The organism is Microbacterium sp. NPDC056234, assembly GCF_042267585.1.
Classification (GTDB): Bacteria; Actinomycetota; Actinomycetes; order Actinomycetales; family Microbacteriaceae; genus Microbacterium.
The window spans coordinates 116,011-140,241 of the sequence record NZ_JBHJTE010000006.1; the positions used below are offsets into that span (position 1 = coordinate 116,011).

General features: G+C 68.0%; 25 protein-coding genes and 1 tRNA gene. 18 read left to right on the forward strand and 8 right to left on the reverse strand.

Features of this window, described 5'->3' with window-relative positions:
* The first annotated feature begins 63 nt into the window (after positions 1-63).
* Positions 64-663 (forward strand): dephospho-CoA kinase, encoded by a 600-nt coding sequence (gene coaE, locus ACFCYE_RS16220; protein ID WP_376180394.1) that lies wholly within the window; start codon positions 64-66, stop codon positions 661-663.
* Positions 664-666: 3 nt separating this feature from the next.
* On the opposite strand, the gene ACFCYE_RS16225 is transcribed toward coaE, so the two are convergent.
* On the reverse strand, positions 667-1,287 hold the full coding sequence (locus tag ACFCYE_RS16225; protein ID WP_376180396.1) for a DUF4126 domain-containing protein: 621 nt from the start codon (positions 1,285-1,287) through the stop codon (positions 667-669).
* Between the two features lie 91 nt (positions 1,288-1,378).
* On the opposite strand from ACFCYE_RS16225, the gene uvrB reads away from it, so the two are divergent.
* Positions 1,379-3,457 (forward strand): excinuclease ABC subunit UvrB, encoded by a 2,079-nt coding sequence (gene uvrB, locus ACFCYE_RS16230; protein ID WP_376180398.1) that lies wholly within the window; start codon positions 1,379-1,381, stop codon positions 3,455-3,457.
* A gap of 39 nt (positions 3,458-3,496) precedes the next feature.
* Here uvrB and ACFCYE_RS16235 read toward each other — a convergent pair whose 3' ends face one another.
* Complete coding sequence (locus ACFCYE_RS16235) at positions 3,497-3,739, reverse strand: hypothetical protein (protein ID WP_376180400.1); 243 nt, start codon at positions 3,737-3,739, stop codon at positions 3,497-3,499.
* A gap of 44 nt (positions 3,740-3,783) precedes the next feature.
* Between ACFCYE_RS16235 and ACFCYE_RS16240 the strand changes: the two genes are divergently transcribed.
* The 16 genes from ACFCYE_RS16240 to ACFCYE_RS16315 all read left to right on the forward strand — a co-directional run bounded on the left by ACFCYE_RS16240 (position 3,784) and on the right by ACFCYE_RS16315 (position 19,649).
* Positions 3,784-4,218 (forward strand): MarR family winged helix-turn-helix transcriptional regulator, encoded by a 435-nt coding sequence (locus tag ACFCYE_RS16240; protein ID WP_376180402.1) that lies wholly within the window; start codon positions 3,784-3,786, stop codon positions 4,216-4,218.
* Positions 4,219-4,326: 108 nt separating this feature from the next.
* The gene (locus ACFCYE_RS16245; protein WP_376180404.1) at positions 4,327-5,013 is read left to right on the forward strand and encodes a DUF4129 domain-containing protein; all 687 of its coding nucleotides are present in this window, start codon (positions 4,327-4,329) and stop codon (positions 5,011-5,013) included.
* Positions 5,010-5,528: a hypothetical protein gene (locus ACFCYE_RS16250; RefSeq protein ID WP_376180406.1), complete on the forward strand. Its 519-nt coding sequence runs from the start codon at positions 5,010-5,012 to the stop codon at positions 5,526-5,528. Before ACFCYE_RS16245 ends, ACFCYE_RS16250 begins: the two co-directional genes overlap by 4 nt.
* Positions 5,525-6,490 (forward strand): AAA family ATPase, encoded by a 966-nt coding sequence (locus ACFCYE_RS16255; protein ID WP_376180408.1) that lies wholly within the window; start codon positions 5,525-5,527, stop codon positions 6,488-6,490. Before ACFCYE_RS16250 ends, ACFCYE_RS16255 begins: the two co-directional genes overlap by 4 nt.
* Positions 6,487-7,779 (forward strand): DUF58 domain-containing protein, encoded by a 1,293-nt coding sequence (locus ACFCYE_RS16260; protein ID WP_376180410.1) that lies wholly within the window; start codon positions 6,487-6,489, stop codon positions 7,777-7,779. The genes ACFCYE_RS16255 and ACFCYE_RS16260 overlap by 4 nt, the downstream gene beginning before the upstream one ends.
* A complete protein-coding gene (locus tag ACFCYE_RS16265) occupies positions 7,776-8,276 on the forward strand; it encodes a hypothetical protein (RefSeq protein ID WP_376180412.1) in 501 nt (166 codons plus the stop codon). Before ACFCYE_RS16260 ends, ACFCYE_RS16265 begins: the two co-directional genes overlap by 4 nt.
* Before the next feature lie 71 nt (positions 8,277-8,347).
* A complete protein-coding gene (uvrA, locus tag ACFCYE_RS16270; RefSeq protein WP_376180415.1) occupies positions 8,348-11,236 on the forward strand; it encodes an excinuclease ABC subunit UvrA in 2,889 nt (962 codons plus the stop codon).
* Positions 11,236-13,131: an excinuclease ABC subunit UvrC gene (gene uvrC / locus ACFCYE_RS16275; RefSeq protein WP_376180417.1), complete on the forward strand. Its 1,896-nt coding sequence runs from the start codon at positions 11,236-11,238 to the stop codon at positions 13,129-13,131. Before uvrA ends, uvrC begins: the two co-directional genes overlap by 1 nt.
* Before the next feature lie 25 nt (positions 13,132-13,156).
* Positions 13,157-14,029, forward strand: coding sequence for an RNase adapter RapZ (gene rapZ, locus ACFCYE_RS16280; protein WP_376180419.1), 873 nt, complete (start codon positions 13,157-13,159; stop codon positions 14,027-14,029).
* Positions 14,030-14,097: 68 nt separating this feature from the next.
* On the forward strand, positions 14,098-15,075 hold the full coding sequence (whiA, locus tag ACFCYE_RS16285) for a DNA-binding protein WhiA (RefSeq protein ID WP_264155052.1): 978 nt from the start codon (positions 14,098-14,100) through the stop codon (positions 15,073-15,075).
* A 142-nt stretch (positions 15,076-15,217) separates the two neighbouring features.
* A complete protein-coding gene (locus ACFCYE_RS16290) occupies positions 15,218-15,844 on the forward strand; it encodes a superoxide dismutase (RefSeq protein WP_376180422.1) in 627 nt (208 codons plus the stop codon).
* 104 nt (positions 15,845-15,948) lie between these two features.
* Positions 15,949-16,959, forward strand: coding sequence for a type I glyceraldehyde-3-phosphate dehydrogenase (gene gap / locus ACFCYE_RS16295; protein WP_376180424.1), 1,011 nt, complete (start codon positions 15,949-15,951; stop codon positions 16,957-16,959).
* Between the two features lie 9 nt (positions 16,960-16,968).
* Positions 16,969-18,183 carry a phosphoglycerate kinase gene (locus tag ACFCYE_RS16300; RefSeq protein WP_376180425.1) on the forward strand — a complete coding sequence of 405 codons (1,215 nt, stop codon included), beginning with the start codon at positions 16,969-16,971 and terminating at the stop codon, positions 18,181-18,183.
* Positions 18,174-18,965, forward strand: coding sequence for a triose-phosphate isomerase (tpiA, locus tag ACFCYE_RS16305; protein WP_376180427.1), 792 nt, complete (start codon positions 18,174-18,176; stop codon positions 18,963-18,965). Before ACFCYE_RS16300 ends, tpiA begins: the two co-directional genes overlap by 10 nt.
* Before the next feature lie 82 nt (positions 18,966-19,047).
* On the forward strand, positions 19,048-19,296 hold the full coding sequence (gene secG / locus ACFCYE_RS16310; protein WP_376180429.1) for a preprotein translocase subunit SecG: 249 nt from the start codon (positions 19,048-19,050) through the stop codon (positions 19,294-19,296).
* A complete protein-coding gene (locus tag ACFCYE_RS16315; protein WP_376180431.1) occupies positions 19,296-19,649 on the forward strand; it encodes an RNA polymerase-binding protein RbpA in 354 nt (117 codons plus the stop codon). Before secG ends, ACFCYE_RS16315 begins: the two co-directional genes overlap by 1 nt.
* Before the next feature lie 36 nt (positions 19,650-19,685).
* Here ACFCYE_RS16315 and ACFCYE_RS16320 read toward each other — a convergent pair whose 3' ends face one another.
* From ACFCYE_RS16320 to ACFCYE_RS16345, 6 genes are all read right to left on the reverse strand, one after another.
* Complete coding sequence (locus ACFCYE_RS16320; RefSeq protein ID WP_376180433.1) at positions 19,686-20,834, reverse strand: signal peptidase I; 1,149 nt, start codon at positions 20,832-20,834, stop codon at positions 19,686-19,688.
* Entirely contained in the window at positions 20,831-21,325 is a 495-nt protein-coding gene (locus ACFCYE_RS16325; RefSeq protein WP_376180435.1) for a hypothetical protein, read from the reverse strand. The genes ACFCYE_RS16320 and ACFCYE_RS16325 overlap by 4 nt, the downstream gene beginning before the upstream one ends.
* Positions 21,322-21,822 (reverse strand): hypothetical protein, encoded by a 501-nt coding sequence (locus ACFCYE_RS16330; RefSeq protein ID WP_376180436.1) that lies wholly within the window; start codon positions 21,820-21,822, stop codon positions 21,322-21,324. Before ACFCYE_RS16330 ends, ACFCYE_RS16325 begins: the two co-directional genes overlap by 4 nt.
* 24 nt (positions 21,823-21,846) lie before the next feature.
* A complete protein-coding gene (locus ACFCYE_RS16335; protein WP_376180438.1) occupies positions 21,847-22,419 on the reverse strand; it encodes an alternate-type signal peptide domain-containing protein in 573 nt (190 codons plus the stop codon).
* Positions 22,420-22,519: 100 nt separating this feature from the next.
* Entirely contained in the window at positions 22,520-23,704 is a 1,185-nt protein-coding gene (locus ACFCYE_RS16340) for a hypothetical protein (protein ID WP_376180440.1), read from the reverse strand.
* Between the two features lie 27 nt (positions 23,705-23,731).
* A tRNA-OTHER gene (locus ACFCYE_RS16345) sits at positions 23,732-23,790 on the reverse strand.
* Positions 23,791-24,231: the final 441 nt, after the last annotated feature.

The window sequence follows — 24,231 nt, forward strand, 5'->3', positions numbered from 1 at the left end:
GCGGTCGGTACTCGCGCCGTCTGCACGCTCCGACCCGCAGGTCCGCATGCCAGGATGGGACCCATGCCTCTCATCGCGCTCACCGGCGGTATCGCCTCCGGCAAGTCGACGATCGCCGGACGGCTCGCTGAGCATGGCGCGGTCGTGGTCGATGCGGACCAGATCGTCAAGGACGTCCAGTCGGCCGGATCGCCGGTGCTGCGCGCGATCGCCCGCGAGTTCGGCACAGCGGTCATCGCGGGCGACGGCTCGCTGGATCGGGCGGGCCTCGGCGCACGGGTCTTCGGTGATCCCGATGCCCTCGCGCGGCTCAATGCCATCGTGCATCCGGCGGTGCGTGCTGAATCGCAGCGTCGTTTCGATGCCGCGTTCGCCGCGGATCCGGACGCCGTCGTGGTCTATGACGTCCCGTTGCTCGTGGAGGCGCGCGTCGACGACCCGTGGGACCTCATCGTCGTCGCGCATGCGCCGGCCGAGGTGCGGCTCGCCCGACTGATCGAGTTGCGCGGTATGGCGCCTGACGCGGCGCAGGCGCGCATCGATGCGCAGGTGTCGGACGCGCAGCGGCTCGCGATCGCGGACGTCGTCATCGACACGGCGTCCACGTGGGAGCGCACGCGCGAGCAGGTCGACGCGCTGTGGGCGCGGCTGCGATCCGCCTGACGCTCAGGCGACCGGAGCCGCGGGCGCTCCGCTGACGACCTGCGCCTGCTTCCGTCGACGGCGTCGTCGGAAGAACAGCACGACCAGCACGACCAGCCCGACCAGCAGGAGCGCCGCGATGATCGGGACGACGATCGCGAGCGCTGCCAGCGCGAACGAGGCGCCGTCTTCCGCCGTGCTCAGCAAAGGGGCCGCGAGCCCGCCGGTCATGGTGTTGGCGGCGATGCGCGCCGTCGCCTTGGTCGCGTGGACGATGAGCGCGATCACCACGCCCGAGAGGATCGGGATCCAGGTGCGCTCGCTGAAGAACACGGATGGGTCCTCCACCGCGATCGTCTGAGCGCTCGCGCCGGCTCCGAAGGCGATGCCGCCGGACGCGGGGCGCAGCACGCTCTGGACGACATCGTTGATCGAATCCAGCGCGGGGATCTTGTCGGCGATGATCTCGAGGACGAGCAATCCGCCGAGAACCCACAGTGCGATGTCGCTGGACAGCCAGGACCAGCCGGCCGGGAGCACGACGGCGGGCAGGAGGCGATCCGACAGGCCCAGCAGGAACAGTGGCATCCAGGCGTTCAGGCCTGCCGACGCCGCCAGGCTGGAGCCGACCAGGAATTCGATCACGGCTCAACTCTAGGCCGCGATTCGGAGAGCACCAGGGCGGGGGATGCGCTCGGCCGGCCCTGATGTCGGAGGGGCGTCCTACGCTGGAGACATGCAACCTACGCGCAGCGTCCGTCCCTTCGAGGTCGTCAGCGAATACGTGCCGGCCGGCGACCAGCCGCAGGCGATCGCCGATCTCGCGGCGCGCATCAACGCCGGTGAGACCGACGTCGTGCTGCTCGGCGCCACAGGTACCGGAAAGTCGGCGACGACCGCCTGGCTGATCGAGCAGGTGCAGCGTCCGACGCTCGTGCTCTCGCACAACAAGACGCTTGCCGCGCAGCTGGCGAACGAGTTCCGCGACCTCATGCCGAACAACGCGGTCGAGTACTTCGTCTCGTATTACGACTACTACCAGCCGGAGGCGTACGTCCCGCAGACCGACACCTTCATCGAGAAGGACTCGTCGATCAACGCCGAGGTCGAGAGGCTGCGGCACTCCACGACGAATTCGCTGCTGTCGCGCCGCGATGTGGTCGTGGTCTCGACGGTCTCCTGCATCTACGGTCTCGGCGCTCCCGAGGAGTACCTGCGAGCGATGGTGGCGCTGCAGGTGGGGGAGCGCTACGACCGCGATGCGCTGATCCGCCAGTTCATCGCGATGCAGTACAACCGCAACGACGTCGACTTCTCCCGCGGCAACTTCCGTGTGCGGGGGGACACGATCGAGATCATCCCCGTGTACGAAGAGCACGCGATCCGCATCGAGCTGTTCGGCGATGAGATCGAGGGGCTGTACTCGCTGCACCCGCTCACCGGTGAAGTGATCGAACGGCTCGATTCCGTGCCGATCTTTCCGGCATCCCACTACGTCGCCGGCACCGACGTGATCCAGCGCTCGATCGGGACGATCGAGAAGGAACTGGAAGAACGACTGGCCGAGTTCGAGCGACAGGGCAAGCTGCTCGAGGCGCAGCGGCTGCGGATGCGGACGACCTTCGACCTGGAGATGCTCCAGCAGCTCGGGTTCTGCTCCGGAATCGAGAACTACTCCCGGCACATGGACAATCGGGAGCCCGGCGAGCCGCCGCACACGCTGCTGGACTTCTTCCCCGACGACTTCCTGCTCGTGATCGACGAGTCGCACGTCACCGTGCCGCAGATCGGGGCGATGTACGAGGGGGACGCCTCGCGCAAACGCACTCTCGTCGAGCACGGATTCCGCCTGCCGAGCGCGATGGACAATCGGCCGCTGCGGTGGGACGAGTTCAAGAACAGGATCGGCCAGACGGTGTACCTGTCGGCCACCCCCGGCAAATACGAGATGGGCATCGCGGACGGCGTGGTCGAGCAGATCATCCGCCCGACCGGGCTCATCGATCCGCAGATCGTCGTCAAGCCCTCCAAGGGCCAGATCGACGATCTCCTCGAGGAGATCCGGGTGCGCGTCGAACGCGACGAGCGCGTGCTCGTGACGACGCTCACGAAGAAGATGGCCGAAGAGCTCACCGACTTCCTCGGTGAGCACGGCGTGCGGGTCCGCTACCTGCACTCCGACGTCGACACGCTGCGACGCGTGGAACTGCTCAGCGAGCTGCGTGCGGGGGTGTACGACGTGCTCGTCGGCATCAACCTCCTCCGCGAGGGCCTCGACCTGCCCGAGGTATCGCTGGTGGCGATCCTGGATGCCGACAAGGAAGGGTTCCTGCGTTCCGGGACGTCCCTCATCCAGACGATCGGTCGTGCCGCGCGAAACGTGTCCGGCCAGGTGCACATGTACGCCGATCGCATCACGGACTCGATGGCGAAGGCGATCGACGAGACCGATCGACGGCGCGAGAAGCAGATCGCATACAACACCGCCAACGGCATCGATCCGCAACCGCTGCGCAAGCGCATCGCCGACATCACCGAGGTGCTCGCGCGCGAAGCCGCAGACACCGCAGACATGCGATCCAGTCGCAACAAGGCGGGCAAGAGCGGCAGAGGGAAGTCGCCGACGCCGAACCTGCGCCGCGAAGGCATCGCCGCCGAGGGAGCCGAACAGCTCGAGGCGATGATCGAGGATCTCTCGAACCAGATGCTCGCCGCGGCGGAAGAACTGAAGTTCGAGCTCGCGGGGCGCTTGCGCGACGAAGTGCAGGACTTGAAGAAGGAACTGCGTGCGATGGAGAACGCCGGGCACGCGTGACCTGGCGTAACCTCGTCCGCCCTTGGGAGTGCGGGCAGTCTAGGGGCAGTGCACGAGCGGCTTGGGGCCCGATCGATCGATCTGGTGCTGCATCATGGGCGCACCGCACAGGGGACAGGCCCGTTCGGCGCGCTCGGCCGCGGTCGGCGGCGGGGTGGCTTCATACGGGCCGACGGACGCGGGGCCCGCGTAGCGGATGAGGTTCGTGTTCACCCATGCATAGAGCCCGCCGGCCTCGCTGATGCGAGTGCGAAGCGGCGCGCGGTCCGGGTTCTTCGACATGTTGCTTAGTGTACTAATCATTTGTGCCCTCGTATAATCGGATCGTGACCGATGCCGATGATCTCCTCGCACTCGACAACCAGCTCTGCTTCGCGCTGGTGACCGCGGCGCGCAACATCGTCGCGATCTATCGTCCGATCCTCGAACCGCTCGGACTCACGCACCCGCAGTATCTCGTCATGCTCGCCCTCTGGGAGCGTGCGCCACGCACGCTGAACGATCTGGCGGCCGATCTGGCGCTCGACCCTGCGACGGCATCTCCGCTCGTCAAGCGCTTGGAGGCCGACGGTCTCGTCGCTCGCCGCCGCAGCGCCGAGGACGAGCGCCGTCTGGACATCGACCTCACCGAGGCCGGACGCGGTCTGCGCGAACGCGCGCTGGACGTTCCGACGCAGGTCATGGCGGCGGTCGGAATGGATGTCGCCCAGGTCGCCGACCTGCGCGACGCCCTGCAGCCGTTCGCCGGGAGGCGTGCCTAGGGACTCGGCCGCCGCCGCGCTATCCGATCTCTCCACAGCGCCGATCGGAGGCCTCGAGTTCTCCTAGTGTGGAAGCATGCACTGTCGCCGTCCACGCACCGAGCACGCATGAGGCGTCTGCTCGGAGCGGGGGCGGTGGTCGCACTGCTGCTGATCGTCATGGTCGTCGCGTCGGTCCAGGGGCCCGCGCGCTTCGAGCCGCCGGAATTCGAGGCCTCATCCGCGCCGGCACCCGTCGTCACCGACGCGCAGTCGCCGCTGCCCATGCCGACGCCTACGGCGCTGCCGACGAACGAGACGGCAGTCACCGTGGTCTCGCTGATCCTCCTGATCATCAGCGCCGTGGTCGTCGCGGTGCTCCTGTTCTTCCTGATCAGGGCGATCGTGCGGGCGTGGGGCGCGCGGATCCCGCGTCGTGAAATCGATCAGGCCGGCGACGAGACCTTCGCCGTGTCGCCGGAGCCGGACCCCGAGACGGCCGCGCCGACGATCCGGCGCGGTATCGCGGCGGCTCTGCGCATCATCGACGAGCACGCCGCGCCCTCTGACGCCATCATCGCGGCCTGGGTCGGCTTGGAGGAGAGCGCCGCGGAGGCGGGGATCACCCGCGCACGCACCGAGACGCCGGCCGAATTCACGTTGCGTGTCATCACCTATCGTTCGGATGCGGCAGACGACGCGAAGACCCTGCTGCGGTTGTACGAGCGCGTCCGCTTCGCAGGGCACACGGCAGACGAGGCGGATCGCGCCGAAGCGCGACAGACCCTCGCGGCGATCCAGGAGGGCTGGCGATGACGCTTCGACGAGGAATCGCGGCCGCGGTCGCACTCATCGCGGTCACGGTCGCGCTGCTGCTGCTCGGTCTGGAACCGATGTTCGCCCTGAGCGGCGGGGCACTCGCTGCTGCCGTCGCCCTGCTCGCAGTCCTGCGCGGCGCGGAGGCGGTCGTCGAAGACGGCCCGCAGGCCGATGAGGACCTGACGATCCGCGGCACCGAGATCTCCCGGTTGGCCTGGGCGTTCAACCCGCGTACCGGTGTCGCCGGCGAGATCGTCAGCCGACGGGTGCGCGCTCTGCTGCGCCGCCGCATCGCGCGGCAGGGCATCGACGTCGATGATCCGTCGCAGGCCGGGCGCCTCGATGAGATCCTCGGGACCGGCCTCTGGCAGCGCATCAACGGTCGCCAGGTGCAGAACATCGACATCCGAAGGGCGCTGGACGCCGCCGACCGATTGGCCTCAGCGCCCGCCGGTTCCCCGGAACAGACTTCGACCTCGCAGTCACCCATCAGGAAGCAGGAGCGCGCATGACGAACACCACCGAGATCGCGAACACCGGGCGCCGCATCCTCGACGCGGTCCGCACGGTCGTCGTCGGGATGGACGACACCCTGGAGATCGCGCTCGCGACGATCCTGGCCGGTGGACACGTGCTGTTCGAGGATGTGCCGGGGCTCGGGAAGACGCTCGCCGCTCGCAGCCTCGCCTCAGCGCTCGGACTCGACTTCCGCAGACTGCAGTGCACGCCGGACATGCTCCCGGGCGATGTGACAGGTTCGTACGTCTATGCGCCGGATTCGGGTGACTTCGTCTTCCGCCCCGGTCCGATCTTCACGGGCCTGCTGCTCGCCGACGAGATCAACCGCACGACGCCGAAGACCCAGTCGGCGATGCTCGAGGCCATGGCCGAGCGGCAGGTCACGGTCGAGGGCAACAGCTACCAGCTGGCCCGTCCGTTCCACGTGATCGCCACCGCCAACCCGATCGAGTACGAGGGCACCTACGCCCTCCCGGAAGCCCAGCTCGATCGCTTCATGGTGCGGTTGTCGGTCGGATACCCCGAGCCGGAAGGCGAGACCGAGATCCTGCTCGGAAGAGTGCGCCGTCAGCGCGAGGAGACGAGCGTGGATGCCGTGATCGATGCCGCGCAGCTGCGCGAGGTGCAGGCAGCCGTCGAAGCCATCCACGTCGACCCGGATGTCGCCCGGTACTGCGTGGACCTCGCTCGCGGAACGCGCGCCGCTCAGAACGTCTCGGTCGGCGCCTCGCCACGTGGATCGCAGTCGCTGCTGCTGCTCGGTCGTGCGCTCGCGGCCCTCGACGGTCGTGATTACGTGCGTCCCGACGACATCAAGCGCATCGCAGTTCCCGTGCTCGCCCATCGGCTCACACTGACGCCGCAGGCCTGGGCGCAGGGCGTCGATCCGGCTCGGATCGTGGCGGGGGTGCTCTCCGAGGTCGCGGTTCCCCCGACGGTCGGCGCCGCACGGTGACGTGGGAACGCACGTCGTCGCGTCGCTGGAGTCGCACGCCGGCCGTCCTGATCGCGATCGGTGCGGCGATCGTCCTCGCCGGGGCAGGTCTGGCGCTGTCCCGTCCGGACGTCGTGGCCATCGCAGCACCGCTGGCGATCTGGGCGCTGCTGGTCGTGGATGCCGAGCGCGTCAGACCCGGCGCCATCGAGGACAGTGCGATCACAGTGCGAGCGGCTCCGGAGACGACTCACGGCACTCTGGACGATGAGATCTCCGTCGACACCGACGCCGAGATCGCCGAGCTGTTCATCGTGCAGTCCGCACGACGCGACCGGCGCGTGTTCGTGCCGGGCCGCTCGACGATCCGGGCGCGCAGCCGAAGCAGGCATTCCGGCCCGATCGACTCTCTGCGGATCAAGGGCCGGAGCATCGGAGGGGACGGCGCACTCACCGGTGGAGCGCTGGGCGTCTTCGTCCAGCGCAGGGCAGTGGCCCCGGCATCCAGAGACCTGCACGCTCTTCCGCTGGCTCCGCGCCTGACGGGTCTGCACGGCGCACACGAAGGATCGCGGCCAGGGCAGGGCGGCGACTTCCGGGACATCCATCCGTTCGCGCCGGGCGACGAGCTTCGGCGGGTCGACTGGCGTGCGACGGCGCGCGCCGCCCGTCGGCCGGGCGAGCTGTTCGTGCGACGCACCAACTCGCTCAGCGACGCGTCCGTCGTGATCGCCGTCGACGCGGTGGACGACCTCGGCGAGGTCGTCGCGACGTGGGGGAGCGGAGACCTCGAGCGCAGCGGCACGACGTCGTTGGACAATGCGCGCGAGGCGGCACGGTCGCTCGCGACCGCTGCTGTCTCGGCCGGGGACCGCGTGGCCTATCACGTGCTCGTGCAGAGCGGTCGCTCGTTGCGCAGCGGGACCGGCGCGCGCCATCTTGCCCGCGTCGTGGCGGCCATCGCCGGCACAGGTCAGGCCGGAGACGACAGCCGCTACCGGCGCACGCCGCCGGTGCCGCACGGCTCCGTCATCGCTGTGCTGTCGACGTTCTTCGACGGCGCAGCAGCCGAGCTGGCGCTGATGTGGCGCGCGTCCGGTCATCGCGTGCTCGCGATAGACACCCTCCCGGATCTCGACAGCTCCCGGTTGTCGGCCGAGCAGCGCCTCGCACTGCGCATCGTGCTCGCCGAACGCGAGGACATGTTCCACGACCTCGCCGCCGCCGGGGTCGAGATCGTGCGGTGGGATGCCGGCGCGGTCGGAGCGATCGGCGCACTCGCGCGGTCCAGAACAGGGGGAGTGCGGTGAAGGACGACACGCTCGACATCGGTGCATCCGTGCCAGGGCTGCTCGTCCGGGTGGCGCTCGTCGGCGTGGTCGGCGGGGGCGCGTGGCTGCTGCAGCCGGGTATCGGATGGCAGATCATCGCGGTCGTCGCGGTCGTCGGGGGAGCCGTATGGCCGCAGACAGGGCTCGCCTGGTTCGCGATGATCGTCGTGCCGTTCGCGCTGATCACGCAGCCGGTCGACCTGGGGCGCGCCTGTCTCGCGGTGCTGGTCGTGCATCTGGGACACGTCCTGGCGACGCTGAGCCTGACCGTGCCGATCCGGTCGCGGATCGCGCTGCGAGCGCTGCGGCCGACCGCGGTGCGCGTGCTCACCGTCCAGCTGACGGCACAGGTCATCGCGATCATCGCGGTGCTGCTGCCCTCTGCCGACGGTCGCGGGATCGCCTGGCTGGCACCGATCGGGGCCCTCGCGGTCGTCGGCGCGGCGGTACTGCTGCTGCGACGCGTGCGGCGCTGATCGACCGGCATCCGCGCGAGCCTGGGAACGCTATCGGGACCAATGTCCGTGGTCCCTCGTAGACTTGTTCGGTGCCCATCGTCCCCGTCCCCAGCCCAGGAAAACTCAGTGTCCGCGGTGCCCGCGTGCACAATCTCAAGAACGTCGACCTCGATATCCCTCGCGACTCACTGGTCGTCTTCACGGGCCTGTCCGGCTCCGGCAAGTCCAGCCTCGCCTTCGACACGATCTTCGCCGAGGGTCAGCGTCGCTACGTCGAGTCGCTGAGCGCCTACGCGCGTCAGTTCCTCGGTCAGGTGGATCGCCCGGATGTGGACTTCATCGAAGGGCTGAGCCCCGCGGTGTCGATCGATCAGAAGTCGACCAACCGCAACCCGCGTTCCACGGTCGGAACCATCACTGAGATCTACGACTACATGCGTCTGCTCTGGGCGCGCATCGGCATTCCGCACTGCCCGGAATGCGGTGAGCGCATCCAGCGTCAGACGGTGCAGCAGATCGCCGATCAGCTCATGGAGCTCCCGGACCGCACCCGGTACCAGATCGTCGCCCCGGTGGTGTCGCAGAAGAAGGGCGAGTTCGTCGACCTGTTCCGCGAGCTCGGCGCGAAGGGGTACTCCCGCGCCATCGTCGACGGCGATCTCATCCAGCTCGCAGAGCCGCCGACACTGAAGAAGAGCTACAAGCACGACATCGCGGTGGTGGTGGACCGGCTGGTCGCCTCGGATGACATCCTCGGTCGCGTGACCGACTCGGTCGAGACCGCGCTCGGTCTGGCCGGCGGCGTCATGCAGATCAACTTCGTCGACGAAGAGGGCGATGCCGCGTGGCAGTCCTTCTCCGAGAAGCTCGCCTGCCCCAACGGTCACTCCATCACACTCACCGAGATCGAGCCGCGCACCTTCTCGTTCAACGCGCCGTTCGGCGCCTGCCCGTCGTGCTCCGGCCTGGGTACGCGGATGTCCGTGGACGTCGACCTGATGCTCGGCGACGAGGACCTGTCGATCCGAGAAGGCGCGATCATCCCGTGGACCACGCAGGGCAAGGGCCTGTTCCAGTACTACGAGAGGCTCCTCGAAGGACTCGCGCGCGACCTCAACTTCGATCTCGACACCCCGTGGCGTGATCTGCGCGTCGACGTGCAGGATGCGATCCTGCGCGGAGACAACTACAAGGTCACGGTGAAGTGGAAGAACCGCTACGGCCGCGAGATGCGCTACGCGTCCGGTTTCGAGGGCGTCGTCCCCTACATCGAGCGGCAGTACGCGCAGGCCGAGAGCGACACGCAGCGTGCACGCTGGGCCGAGTACCTCCGCGAGGTGCCGTGCCCGGTCTGCGACGGCAACCGGCTCAAGCCGGAGGTCCTCGCGGTCAAGGTGCACGGGCACTCGATCGCCGAGGTCTCGCACCTCAGCCTCGCCGAGGCCCGCTCCTTCATGGAGCAGCTGACCCTGACCGATCGCGAGGCGAAGATCGCCGCGCAGGTGCTGCGCGAGATCCGTCTGCGGCTCGACTTCCTGCTGCAGGTCGGCCTGGCGTATCTGAATCTGAGTCGCTCCGCAGGATCCCTGTCCGGCGGCGAGGCGCAGCGCATTCGCCTGGCCACGCAGATCGGCTCGGGTCTGACCGGCGTGCTGTACGTGCTCGACGAGCCGTCGATCGGTCTGCATCAGCGCGACAACAGGCGCCTCATCGAGACCCTGCTCACGCTGCGAGACCTCGGCAACACGCTCATCGTCGTCGAGCACGACGAGGAGACCATCCAGGCGTCCGACTGGGTCGTCGACATCGGCCCCGGCGCTGGTGTCAACGGCGGCGACGTCGTGCACTCCGGGCCGTACGCGGCGCTGCTCGGCGAGAAGAACTCGATGACGGGCGATTACCTCGCAGGTCGACGGGAGATCCCGACCCCGCACAAGCGGCGCAAGCTCGACAAGCGACGCATGCTCAAGGTCGTCGGCGCGCGCGAGAACAATCTCAAGGACGTCGACGTCGAGTTCCCTCTCGGCGTGCTGACCGCTGTGACCGGTGTGAGCGGCTCCGGCAAGTCCTCGCTCGTCAACGACATCCTGTACCGGGTGCTGGCATCCAAGCTCAACGGGGCGCGGTCGCTCGCAGGCAAGCACAAGCGTGTGACCGGCCTCGACAACCTCGACAAGGTGATCCACGTCGACCAGGCGCCGATCGGTCGCACGCCGCGGTCGAACCCCGCCACCTACACCGGCGTCTTCGATCGCATCCGCACCCTCTTCAGCGAGACGCCGGAGGCGAAGGTGCGGGGCTATCAGCCCGGCCGATTCAGCTTCAACGTCAAGGGTGGACGCTGCGAGGCCTGCTCGGGTGACGGCACGATCAAGATCGAGATGAACTTCCTGCCGGATGTGTACGTCGACTGCGAGGTGTGCCACGGCAAGCGGTACAACCGCGACACGCTCGCCGTGCACTACAAGGGCAAGAACATCGCCGAGGTCCTCGAGATGCCGATCGAGGAGGCTGCGGAGTTCTTCGAGCCGATCCAGGCGATTCACCGCTACATGAAGACCCTCGTCGACGTGGGGCTCGGGTACGTCCGCCTCGGTCAGTCCGCGACCACGCTCTCCGGCGGAGAGGCTCAGCGCGTCAAGCTCGCGACCGAGCTCCAGCGTCGCAGCAACGGCCGCAGCATCTACGTGCTCGACGAACCGACCACTGGCCTGCATTTCGAGGACGTCCGCAAGCTCCTCGAGGTTCTGAACGGTCTGGTCGACAAGGGCAACACCGTCATCGTCATCGAGCACAACCTCGACGTCATCAAGTCGGCGGACTGGGTGATCGATCTCGGGCCGGAGGGCGGCTCCGGCGGCGGCGAGATCCTGGCGACCGGTACGCCGGAGCACATCGCAGCCATCGAGGACAGCCACACCGGGCAGTTCCTCGCCGAGATCCTCGGTGGAGGGCGCCAGGCGCGGAAGGCCGGCTGATGGCGGACGTGCTGCCGTACAAGCCGAAGCAGGGCGAGATCCCGACCGATCCCGGTGTGTATCGATTCCGCGACGCTCAGGGGCGCGTGCTCTACGTCGGCAAGGCCAAGAACCTGCGCCAGCGGCTTTCGAACTACTTCGCCCCGCTTCGCACGCTGCACGAGCGCACGCGGCGGATGGTGACGACCGCCGCATCCGTCGAGTGGACGGTCGTGCGGACCGACGTGGATTCGCTGCAGCTGGAGTACATGTGGATCAAGGAGTTCGATCCGCCGTTCAACGTGCGATACAAGGACGACAAGTCGTACCCGTTCATGGCGATCACGCTGGCGGACGAGGCCCCACGGGTCATCGTGACACGCAACCGCAGGATCCCCGGCGCCCGTTATTTCGGCCCGTATCCCAAGGTCTGGGCGGTGCACGAGACGATCGATCTGATGGTCAAGGCGTTCCCGATCCGCACGTGCAGCGACGCCAGCTACAAGCGCGCGATGCAGACCGGCCGACCGTGCTTCCCCGGCCAGATCGGCAAATGCGGCGGTCCCTGCTCGATGACCTGCACGATCGAGGAGCATCGGGCGATGGTGAACGATTTCGTCGCTTTCATGGCGGGCGGCGATGAGCGCTTCACGCGCGAGTTGACGCGTCGCATGCGCGAGGCGTCAGCGGCGATGAACTACGAGGACGCCGCGAAATATCGCGACAAGCTGTCCGCGATCGATGCCGTTCTCGGCAAGAGCGCGCTCGTGCTTCCGGCCGACGAGGACGCCGACCTGTTCGGGATCGCCGAGGACGAGCTTTCCGCCGCGGTGCAGCACTTCGTGATCCGTGGCGGGCGCGTGCGCGGTGTACGCGCCTCGACGATCGAGAAGGAGCTCGACGTTTCCTCCGGCGACCTCGTCGATCAGGTGCTGCAGCGCGTGTACGGCGAGGCGGCGGACGGCGAGATCCCTCGACGCATCCTCGTCCCGACGCTTCCGGACGACGCAGCCGAGCTCGAGGTGTGGCTGCGCGGCCGCCGAGCGCGCAAGGTCGATATCGCAGTCGCCCAACGCGGGCAGCGCGCCGAGCTCATGCGCACGGCGACCCTCAACGCGCAGCAGGCGCTGATCCGCCACAAGACCAAGCGCACCAGCGACTACGTCGCGCGGACTCAGGCCCTCACGGACCTGCAGGAGGCACTGGGGCTCGATGAGGCACCGCTGCGCATCGAGTGCTACGACATCTCGCACCTGCAGGGCACGAACGTCGTCGGGTCGATGGTGGTCTTCGAGGACGGCCTGCCGCGCAAGGATCAGTACCGCTCGTTCAATGTCGCCGAGACGACCGACGACACGGATTCGATGTATCAGGTGCTGCGGCGGCGCCTGGCATATCTGGACGCGCCCGAGGACGAGGCCGCTCCCGTCGATCCGCTCGCCGACGGCGAGGTCACCACGATCCGCAGCCGCCCGCGCTTCGCGTATCCGCCGCAACTGCTGCTCGTCGACGGCGGACAGCCGCAGGTCGCGGCCGCGGCCCGTGCGCTGCGGGATTCGGGACACCCCGAGATCGCCCTGTGCGGAATCGCGAAGCGGCTGGAGGAGATCTGGCTCCCCGGTGACGACTTCCCCGTGATCCTCCCGCGCACGAGCGAGGCCCTGTACCTGCTGCAGCGTCTGCGTGATGAGGCGCATCGGTTCGCGATCTCGCATCAGCGTCGGCGCCGCAAACGTGACATCACGACGGTCCTCGCCGAGGTTCCCGGGCTCGGCGCGGCCCGCATCAAGGTGCTGCTCAAGCACTTCGGCTCCGTGTCGCGCCTTCGCGCGGCGAGCCCGGCCGAGATCCAGGAAGTGCAGGGCATCGGACCCGCACTCGCCCAGGGGATCCATTCGCACCTCTCCAGTCGATAGGGTTGAGCGACGGGAGGGAGAACCGATGACAGGCGAGGACGAGGGCCAGTTCCTCATCGTCACCGGCATGTCCGGCGCTGGACGCACGACGGTCGGGAACGCACTCGAGGACCTCGGCTGGTACGTCGTCGACAATCTGCCTCCGCAGATGCTGCGGCCGTTGCTGGATCTGACGGATCTCGGCGGGGGAGCGCTGCCCAAGGTGGCGGCGGTCGTCGACGTCCGGGGGCGCAACCTCTTCGACGATCTGCCGGATGTGGCCAGGGCGCTGCGTTCTCGCGGATCCGTGCAGGTGCTCTTCCTGGATGCCTCGGATGACGTGCTCGTTCGTCGCTTCGAGGCGGTTCGCCGCCCCCATCCCCTGCAGGAGGACGGGACGCTGCTGGACGGCATCCGGCTGGAGCGTTCCCGGCTGATGCTGGTGCGCGAGGCCGCCGACCTCGTGATCGACACGTCGAGCCTGAACATCCACCAGCTCGCGACCAAGACGACTGAGCTCTTCTCCGAGGAGGGCGCTGCCCGTCATCGTCTGACACTGCTCAGCTTCGGATTCAAGTACGGGCTTCCCACCGATGTCGACCTCGTCGCCGACATGAGATTCCTGCCGAATCCGTTCTGGAACGATGAGCTGAGGGGTCTCACCGGGAAGGACGAAGCCGTGCGCGACTACGTCCTCTCGCGCGAAGGCGCACAGGAGTTCCTGGACGCCTACGCGAAGGCGCTCGTCCCGGTCCTCGAGGGATATCAGCGCGAGAACAAGAGCCACTCGACCGTCGCGATCGGCTGCACAGGAGGCAAGCACCGTTCGGTGGCGATGTCGGAGGAACTCGCCAAACGGCTCTCACAGGTGCCCGGGGTGGCCGTGAACGTGCGTCACCGCGACCTCGGTCGTGAGTAGAGATCGGCGGAGCCGAGTAGGCTAGTCCTTCGCGCCGCGATCCGGTGCGAGGAGCAAGAAGGAGTGTCGTGGCACTAACCACCGACGTCAAGGCTGAGCTGGTCAGCATCCGCAACGCACCCCCCACGGTGCGCGTCGCGGAGGTCACCGCGATCCTCCGGTTCGCCGGTGGGCTGCACTCGATCGCAGGCCGCGTGGCCGTCGAGGCAGAGGTGGATGCCGAACTGCTGGCGCGTCGCGTCGCCAGGGACCTCGCCGAGATCTACGGTGTCCGCCCCGAGATCGCCCAGGTGCAGTCTTCCAGCTCCAGCGACGGAGCGCGCTGGGCCGTCCGCGTCATCGGCGCGGGGGAGACACTCGCACGTCAGACGGGGCTGCTCGATCAGCGCCGTCGTCCGGTCCGCGGACTGCCCAACCGTTTGACCACCGGCTCGCGTGAGGAGATCGCCGGCCTGTGGCGCGGCGCATTCCTCGCCGCCGGTTCGCTGTCCGAACCGGGGCGCTCCGCGATGCTCGAGGTGGCCTGCCCGTCTTCCGAGGCGGCGATGGCGCTCGTAGGCGCTGCGCACCGACTCGGCGTCGCGGCCAAGGCCCGCGAAGTCCGCGGGATGCCGCGCGTCGTCGTCCGCGAGGGCGAGGCGATCCGATCCGTCCTCACGCAGATGGGCGCCGCCGGCACCGCTGCCGCGTGGGAGGAGATGCGTCAGCGCCGCGAGGTGCGCGCCGGCGTCAATCGTCTCGTCAACTTCGACGATGCCAACCTCCGCCGATCCGCACAGGCCGCTGTCGCCGCCTGCGCCCGGGTGGAGCGTGCATTGGAGATCCTCGGCGAGGACGTGCCAGACCACCTCAAGGTCGCCGGGGAGCTGCGCCTGTCGCACCGCGACGCCAGCCTGGATGAGCTGGGTCATCATGCAGACCCGCCCCTGACCAAGGATGCTGTCGCAGGCCGCATCCGTCGCCTGCTCGCGATGGCGGACAAGCGTGCTCAGGTCGAAGGCATCCCTGGGACCGAAGCGGCGGTTCCCGCCGGTCTCGACGTCTAGGAAATCTTCGTCATTTCGGGAAGGAAGCCCCGCCGGGCGACGTTGCCGTCAGTAGGATGGAAACCGTCTGCTCCGCACCGCATCTCGGCGTTGCGGAGGACCGGAAAGCGCCGCGGCGCGGCGCGGATTGGATGAAATCGACATGGCGACCTATACGCTCCCCGACCTCCCCTACGACTTCGCGGCACTCGAGCCGCACATCAGCGGCAAGATCATGGAGCTGCACCATGACAAGCACCACGCGACCTACGTCGCCGGCGCGAACGCAGCGCTCGACGGTCTCGCAGAGGCGCGCGAGACGGGCAACCTGGCGAATGTCAACAAGCTCGAGAAGGACCTCGCGTTCAACCTCGGCGGCCACGTCAACCACTCCATCTTCTGGACCAACCTGTCGCCGAACGGCGGAGGCGAGCCCGAGGGCGAGCTGAAGGCGGCCATCGACGAGTTCTTCGGCTCGTTCGAGAAGTTCCAGGCGCACTTCACGGCGAACGCCCTCGGCATCCAGGGCTCCGGCTGGTCGGTGCTCAGCTGGGACTCGATCGGTCAGCGGCTGATCATCCAGCAGCTGTTCGACCAGCAGTCCAACACCGCTCAGGGCACCATCCCGCTGTTCCAGCTGGACATGTGGGAGCACGCTTTCTACCTCGACTACCTCAACGTCAAGGCTGACTACGTGAAGGCCGCCTGGAACATCGCCAACTGGGAGAACGTGGCGCAGCGCCTCGACGTCGCCCGTAAGCAGACGAACGGCCTGCTGGTACTGTCGTAAGCAAGACGGGTGTCCCGACGGACAATCTGCCCGTCGGGACGCCGTCGTCCACGAACTTCTCCATCAATACAGCGCGCGAGCGCACGAGAAACAGGGAGACCTGAGTGTCTGTCAAGATCGGCATCAACGGCTTCGGCCGCATCGGACGCAACTACTTCCGCGCGGCCCTCGCGCAGGGCGCAGACATCGAGATCGTCGCTGTCAACGACCTCACCGACAACAAGACTCTGGCGCACCTGCTGAAGTACGACTCGGTCGGAGGCGTCCTGGACGCCGACATCAGCTACGACGACGAGAGCATCACGGTCAACGGCAAGGCCATCAAGGCCTTCGCCGAGCGCGACCCCGCCGGTCTGCCGTGGGGCGAACTCGGCGTCGACATCGTCATCGAGTCGACCGGCTTCTTCACCAAGGCGGAGCTCGCCAAGAAGCACATCGAGGCGGGCGCCAAGAAGGTCCTCATCTCGGCACCGGGCACCGGCGTCGACGCCACGTTCGTCATGGGCGTGAACGAGGACAGCTACGACCCGGCTGCGCACCACATCATCTCCAACGCCTCCTGCACCACCAACTGCCTCGCGCCGCTGGCTCAGGTCTTCAACGAGGCGTTCGGCATCGAGCGCGGCTTCATGATGACCGCGCACGCCTACACGGCCGACCAGAACCTGCAGGACGGTCCGCACGGCGACCTGCGTCGCGCACGTGCAGCGGCCATCAACATCACCCCGGCTTCCACCGGTGCAGCCAAGGCGATCGGCGAGGTCCTGCCGGAGCTGAACGGCAAGCTGTCCGGCTCGTCGTACCGCGTTCCGGTTCCCACCGGCTCGATCGTCGACCTCACGCTGATCACCACGCGTGACGACCTGACCGTCGACGAGGTCAACGCCGCGTACCAGAAGGCCGCGGCCGAGGGCCGGCTCAAGGGATTCCTGCAGTACAACGAAGACCAGATCGTCTCGAGCGACATCGTGCACAACGCGCACTCGTCGATCTTCGACTCCACCCTGACCAACGTCAGCGGCAACCTGGTCAAGGTCTCGAGCTGGTACGACAACGAGTGGGGCTACTCCAACCGTCTCGTCGACCTGACCGAGTACGTCGCAGAGCGTCTCTGAGAACCGAACATGTCTCTGCGCACCCTGGAATCCCTGGGGTCGCTCGAGGGCAAGCGCGTCATCGTCCGTTGTGACCTCAACGTTCCCCTTCGGGACGGCGTCATAACGGACGATGGCCGTGTTCGCGCCTCGTTGCCGACCTTGAACGCGCTGCTCAACGCCGGCGCCCGCGTGATCGTCTGCTCGCACCTCGGGCGCCCGGACGGCGCACCCGACTCGAAGTACAGCCTGGCGCCGGTCGCCCAGCGCCTGTCCGAGCTGCTCGGCAAGCCCGTCGCGTTCGCGCGCGACACGGTCGGCGAGTCGGCTTCGGAGGCTGTCGGCGCGCTCGAGGACGGCGGTATCGCCGTGATCGAGAACCTGCGCTTCAACCCGGGGGAGACCTCGAAGGACGACGCCGAACGCCAGGCGTTCGCGCAGCAGCTCGCCGATCTCGGCGACGTGCTCGTGTCGGACGGCTTCGGCGTCGTGCACCGCAAGCAGGCCAGCGTCTATGAGCTGGCTCAGATCCTGCCCTCTGCGGCAGGGCTGCTGATCGCCACCGAGCTCGGTGTCCTCGATCGGCTCACCGAGAACCCCGAGCGCCCGTACTCGGTCGTTCTCGGCGGCTCGAAGGTGAGCGACAAGCTCGGCGTGATCTCGCATCTGCTTCCGCGGGTGGACCGCCTGCTCATCGGCGGCGGCATGCTCTTCACCTTCCTCAAGGCGCAGGGCCACGCGGTCGGATCGAGCCTTCTCGAGGAGGACCAGCTCGACACGGTCCGCGGTTACATCGCCGAGGCCGCCGAGCGCGGCGTCGAGATCGTGCTGCCCACGGACGTCGTCGTCGCGGCCTCGTTCGCCGCGGATGCTGCTCACGAGACCGTCTCGATCGACGCGATCGAGGAGACGGCTGCCGGAGCTTCCGGTATCGGCCTGGACATCGGCCCGGCGACCGCCGCATCGTTCGCAGAGGCGATCCGAGGCTCGAAGACGGTGTTCTGGAACGGCCCGATGGGCGTGTTCGAGTTCCCGGCGTTCGCCAACGGTACGAAGGCCGTGGCGCAGGCGCTCACCGAGGTCGACGGCCTGGGTGTCGTCGGAGGCGGCGATTCCGCCGCCGCCGTTCGTCAGCTCGGTTTCGCGGATGACCAGTTCGGCCACATCTCCACCGGCGGTGGGGCCAGCCTCGAGTTCCTCGAGGGAAAGAAGCTCCCCGGCTTGGAGGTACTCGGATGGGCGTGAACTCGCGCACCCCGCTGATCGCGGGCAATTGGAAGATGAACCTCGACCACCTGCAGGCGGTCGCGACGGTGCAGAAGCTGCACTGGACGCTGAAGGATGCCGGACACGAGGGGGACTCGGTCGAGGTGGCCGTGTTCCCGCCGTTCACCGACATCCGCAGCGTGCAGACGCTGATCGACGCCGACAAGATCCCGTTCGCCCTCGGCGCGCAGGATGTCTCGGCGCACGACTCGGGCGCGTACACCGGCGAGGTGTCCGGAGCGTTCCTGGCCAAGCTCGACGCGAAGTACGTCATCATCGGGCATTCGGAGCGGCGCGAGTACCACGCCGAGTCCGACGACGTCGTCGCGGGCAAGGTCAAGGCCGCGCTCAAGCACGGACTCGTCCCGGTGATCTGCGTCGGTGAGACGGCGGAGGACCTGGAGAAGTTCGGTGCCAGCGCCGTTCCGGCCGGTCAGCTCAAGGCTGCGCTCGACGGCGTCCCGGCATCCGCCGACATCGTCGTGGCGTACGAGCCGGTCTGGGCCATCGGCTCCGGCCAGGCCGCGACGCCGCAGCAGGCGCAGGACGTCTGCGCCGCCCTGCGCGGCGTGCTCGCCGAAACGCTCGATGCGGATGCCGCGGCACGCACGCGCGTCCTGTACGGCGGTTCGGTGAAGTCCTCGAACATCGCCAGCTTCATGCGCGAGCCCGATGTCGACGGCGCCCTCGTCGGAGGTGCGAGCCTCGTGGTCGACGAGTTCGCGGCGATCATCCGGTTCCAGAAGCACGTCGGAGTGTGAGTGTGCGGCGGGGCTTCGGCCCCGCCGCACCGTATACTTGACCGTTACGCGGGCATTTCGGCCCGAGCGAAAGGCTTTTCACGTGCAAGTTCTTGAGTTCGTCCTGCAGGTCGTGCTGGGCATCACCAGCGTCCTGCTGACTCTCCTCATCCTTCTTCACAAGGGTCGTGGCGGCGGTCTGTCCGACATGTTCGGTGGCGGGATGTCGACGGCCGTCGGCTCATCCGGCCTCGCCGAGCGAAACCTGAACCGCTTCACGGTGGTTCTCGCACTGGCCTGGTTCGTCTCCATCGTCGCACTGGGTCTCATTACGAAGTTCGAGGTGATGTGATGGCAACCGGCGGCAATGCGATCCGAGGAACCCGCGTCGGTTCCGGCCCGATGGGCGAGCAGGACCACGGCTATCATGCCGACCGCATCGCGGTGTCCTACTGGGATGGTCTGGGCAACGAGACCGTGCGCTACTTCGCTGCGGGACTCCCCGAAGAGGAGATCCCGGACACGATCGATCACCCGCACTCCGGGCTTCCGGCCGGACGCGACCGGGAGAACCCGCCGGCGCTGTCGAAGACGGAACCCTATAAGACGCATCTCGCGTACGTGAAGGAGCGCCGCACGGACGTCGAGGCGGAGCAGCTTCTCGAGGACGCGCTCACGCAGCTGCGTGAGCGGCGGGGTCAGTAACGCTCCACAGCATTTCGGAAAGGCCTTCGCGACTGCTCAGTCGCGGGGGCCTTTCCGCATTCGTCGGACGATGAGCACGACCGCTCCCGCCAGGATCAGCACCGAGGCGCCGACGAGCGCGAGGATCGGAGGCTCGGCTCCCGTCGCCGGTAGCGTGTCGCCTCCCGCGGGCGGGGAGTCCGAAGCAGCCGAAGCCTGCGAGAGTGTGACAGTGATCTCGAGCGCGGCCGATGCGTCGCGGAGGTCGTTGCTCCCTGCGGCGGGGAGAGCGACGCGCAGGGGAACCTGAATGCTGGCGCCGGCGCGCAGGTCGCGTTCGGTGCGCCACGGGGCGGCTTCGGTGAGCGCCTCCGCGAGTTCGACGTCGGCCGCGGATGCCGGGTCCGTCGGCACCCAGGCGGTCTCGATCCGGGCCCCCGCGACGTCGGGGGAGGCGTTGCGCACCCAGAGCGGGACGTCGAGCGTGTCGCCGGGGATGAGGGCACGCGTGCCTTCGAGTAGGCGAAGAGTTCCGTCCTGCGTCCAGGTGACGCCGTCGTGACTGAGGAAGAGCGGGGACGCCTCCGCGGAGGTCGCCTGTGCCGGCGGCGCGGCAGTGAGCACGCCGGCGAGCGCGGCGACGACGGCGACGGCCGCAGCGGCCGTGGCCGAGAGGCGCCGTCGGCGCACGACGTCGCCGGCGAGAGCCATGACCCCCCATGCGATCGCGAGGATCCCGATGATCGCGACGACCACGGACTTGACCGATGGTGTCGCCCAGATGTTGATCCAGCCCAACCATGGAATGGCGTAGACGAGGATGCCGCGGATCTGGACTTCTCGCACCGGCGCGGCGTCGGCGACGTTGTTGGCGTCGCCCTGCGTGGTCAGGATGCGTTCGCCCGTGCCGTCCACGCCGACCGCGACGACGCGATGCGTCACGACCTCCGGCTGGCCGGAATGCAGCTGGTAGGTGACGACGTCGCCGACGCGGATGTCGGCGATCGGCGTGGGGCGAACAGCGATCAGATGGCCCTGTTCGAGGGCAGGGTGCATGCTGCCGGTGAGCACCGTGTAGCTCTGCCCGCCCAGCAGGAACGGGACGACGACCGTGAAGAGGGCGAGCGCGCAGACGATCGCGAGCAGAGCACCGAGGAGGATGCCGCGGACTCGGCGGGCAGGAGAGCGGTGCGTCGCAGGGGTCATGGGACCGCCGCTCCGCAGGTCGTTCCGATCGGCAGGAGCACGGATGTCGCCGTGTAGGCCCGGGAGTTCGGCGAGATCCACAGCCCGCTGCTGCCGTTGACGTACGCGGGGAAGACCCGCACGGTGAGCGTCGTCGGAGCGAGGAGGCCGGTGAGCAGGTTCCCGAGCAGTCCGCTATCCAGCCTGGCTGAGGTCGTGCTGACCACGTTCGTGGTCGAAGCCCCGCCCGTGCGCGAGATGACGACGTTGTACCGGTTGGCGCCGGCCACGGTGCTCCAGCTCACCGTCGCCGTCTGCGTCAGCGGCGGCAGACCTGAATTCGCGCACGTCATCGTCGCGGGTGCAGGTGCGGTGTATCCCGCGACCGACGTGCCGGTGTGCGTATTCGATGCGGACCAGTACGCGCTCGCGGTGGACGAGCCGGCGAGCACGACGCCGGCGAGCAGCCCGGCGAGCATGATCCGCGAGCGGCTGCGGCGTCGAGTCCTCATCCGCCGCTCCTCTGCGTGAGTTCGAATGTGATGTTCGGCGCGAGATCCTGTCCCTGCAGGGTCGAGGGTGCGCTGGCGGACAGCGTGTACCGCACGCACACGGTGACCTGAGATCCGGGAGCGAGTCCGCCCGCGTCTGGATATCCCGAAGCCGGCAGCACGACACCCTGGGCGCCGGAGCAGTCGTCGAGTCGCACCGAACGCGTCACGTACGGGTCGAAGGCGACGGCGTTCGTCGCCGTCGCCGTCAGGCGAGTGCTGAGCGACGTCCCCGCTCCGAGCACCGTGATCGTGGCGCGCTTCGAAATCGTCGCACCCGGACTGATGGCGCCCCACGCGTTGCCGCCGTTCCAGCCGACCTGGATATCGAGGTCGCCGCTGGACGCGACGCCTCCGGGCAGCGTCTGCTGCGCCTGCCAGTAGGCGGACACGCCGGAGGCCGCCGCGAGAGCCAGCACGGCTCCCGCGGCGACTCCGATGAGAGCTCGCCGCTTCACGGCATCCTGCGGATGGCTGAGAGGTTACGGCGCCGGGTCGACCTGGGTGAGCGTCAGCGCGACGTCCTCGAAGACGAAGTCCGTCACCTGCAGGTCCGTCCCGCTCGTGGCCGGGTCGAACTGGAACGCCACCTCGACGCTGATGACTTCGCCGTTGAGCGAATCCGTGAGCCCCGTGCCAGGGAACGTCGCGCCGCCGTCGTCGGTGACGCTCACGGCCGGCGGCAGAATGCCCGTGGGAAGGCTGGCCACGTCGGCGACGACGAGATCGGCGACGAGATTGTCTCCGACGAGTGTGATGGTGAAGTCTCCTGCGAGCGTGAGCGTATCGCCCGGCACGATGTCGACCGTGCTGAGGTCGGTCACCGGCACTGCGGTTCCGCCCTCCGGCGTCAGCGTCCACGAACTCGCACCGGCCGGCTGGAGGTCCAGATCACCGCTGACGACGGTTCCGCCGCCGAGCGTGGCGGTGGTGGACCAGTAGGCCAACGTCCCCCCTCCGCCGAGCACGAGCACCGCTCCTGCCGCGATCGCGATGATCGCCATCGTCCGTTTGCCTGAACGCTGCTCCGTGCGCGACTCCACTGGTTCGTCCATGATGAGTGCCCCTCTCCATCGGGCACTTGGGGATGCGCCCGTCCTCTTCCGCGCAAGCGTAATCGGCTTCGGAAGAATTGGATACCGGAATATCGGTTCCTCAGCGGCACCCGGCGGCCGCGTCGATCAGCGACCTCGGCGGGGCACCGTATACGTCGGTGCCGTTCGCCGGGTCGTTGAAGCCCATGCTGATGGCCCACGCTGTCGCCCACGCCTCGATGGTGTCCTGGTCCGACGCGTCGTACAGTGCCTCGCATTTGACGCTGATCGCGTGGCCAACCTCGTGCGCGACGAGTGCCTTCGCCCACTCCGCCGGCCAGGAATCGGCGATGTAGTCCGACAGTGCGATGGTCGAGTAGCCCGGATCGCCGTACCACCACGTCGTCCAGCCACCGTGCGACGGCCCGTCGTAGCCGGGAACCGTCGGCGCCCAATCGAAGTCGAGCAGGACGTCCGGCGCGAGCGAGCGCGCGAACGCCTCGATCTCGACGCGGGAGTCGTAGAGCGGGCCGGCCTTCTCGGCCAGTTCGGCTCGTTCGCTCTCGAGCATGGCCGCGGCCGCCGACTCCAGCTCCGTGTATCGTACCGTCGCCTCGTCATCGAGTTCTGCAATCCCGGCGACGACGGCGGCTGCCGTGCGCATCGCGATGATCTCGGGATTGCGCGCGTTCACATGTGCTGCTTCGAGATCGGCTGCCGCGGCTGCCGCTGCCTGCGCGGCAGCGATGGCGGTCTCCTCGACGCTCTCTCGGGCATCCGTCACGTCTTGGCTGAGCGACTCGAGGCGGTCGGTCCGCTCCTGCAGGGCCGCCTTCTCGTCGGCCAGGCGTGCGCTCTCGGCGAACAGCTCCCACGTCCATGTCGGCTTGACGCCCGCGTCGGGGAAGGATGCCGCCGTCGCGGCATCCGCGTCGGAGGCCGTCGTCTCGATCTCTGCGATCGTGGCGTCCAGAGCCTGTCGAACCTCGACGGTCATCAGCGTTCCGCTGTCGGCGGCGGCGATGCCGGCCGCGGCATCCGCTGCGGTGTCGAGCTCATCGGCATCCGACGCAAGGGCCGTCCGGCGATTCTCGGCGACCGTTCCCGCGTCTTGGAATGCCACCAGTGAGTCGTCGTAGTGCAGGTTCGCGGCCGCATGGATTCCGGCGCCGACGATCAGGATCAACGCGCTGGCGACGACCACCCAGATCGCGCGCCGTCGGCGCGACCGAGGCCGCACCAGCGGCATAGCGCTGGAGAAGGTCGCGGGGAGGTCGTGTTCGCCGTCGAGGTGCTGTCCGGTCACAGCGCCTCCTCACGATGAACTCAGGAGTGGAGGGGCTGACGAGAATCGAACTCGCGTCATCTGTTTGGAAGCTCGGTTCCAGCCCCATGCGTGCAACCGCGTGATTCCGCGGATTTGTACTCTTACCTGTGGTTTAGAGCTTAACACGTGTCGTCCGTGCGGTCCGTCAACGTCGCTGAAATCTGTCTCCGAAGGCCATTTTCGGGGGGTCAAGTTGCACGAAGTTGCACGCCGGTTGCACGCCTACACACCCGAGGCGGCGCGGATCGTGGACCGTCAGGCGAGGGGCGACTCGGTGCGCATGTTGCACGCCGGGCTGGGTGGGCGCGAGCCGATTCCGAAAACAGAGGACGCACGTTCGCGCCCCGGCGCAGGACGCAGACCCGACCGCTGAAAGTCGGTATCCGTTTGGCTTCATAATGGCCAAACTGGCCCCGCGGCGTCCTCTAGCATCGTTTCCGATGCAACCTCCAGACGCGTCAACCGACGCCCCCACCTGAATGGATACCAGGTGGGGGCGTCTTTGG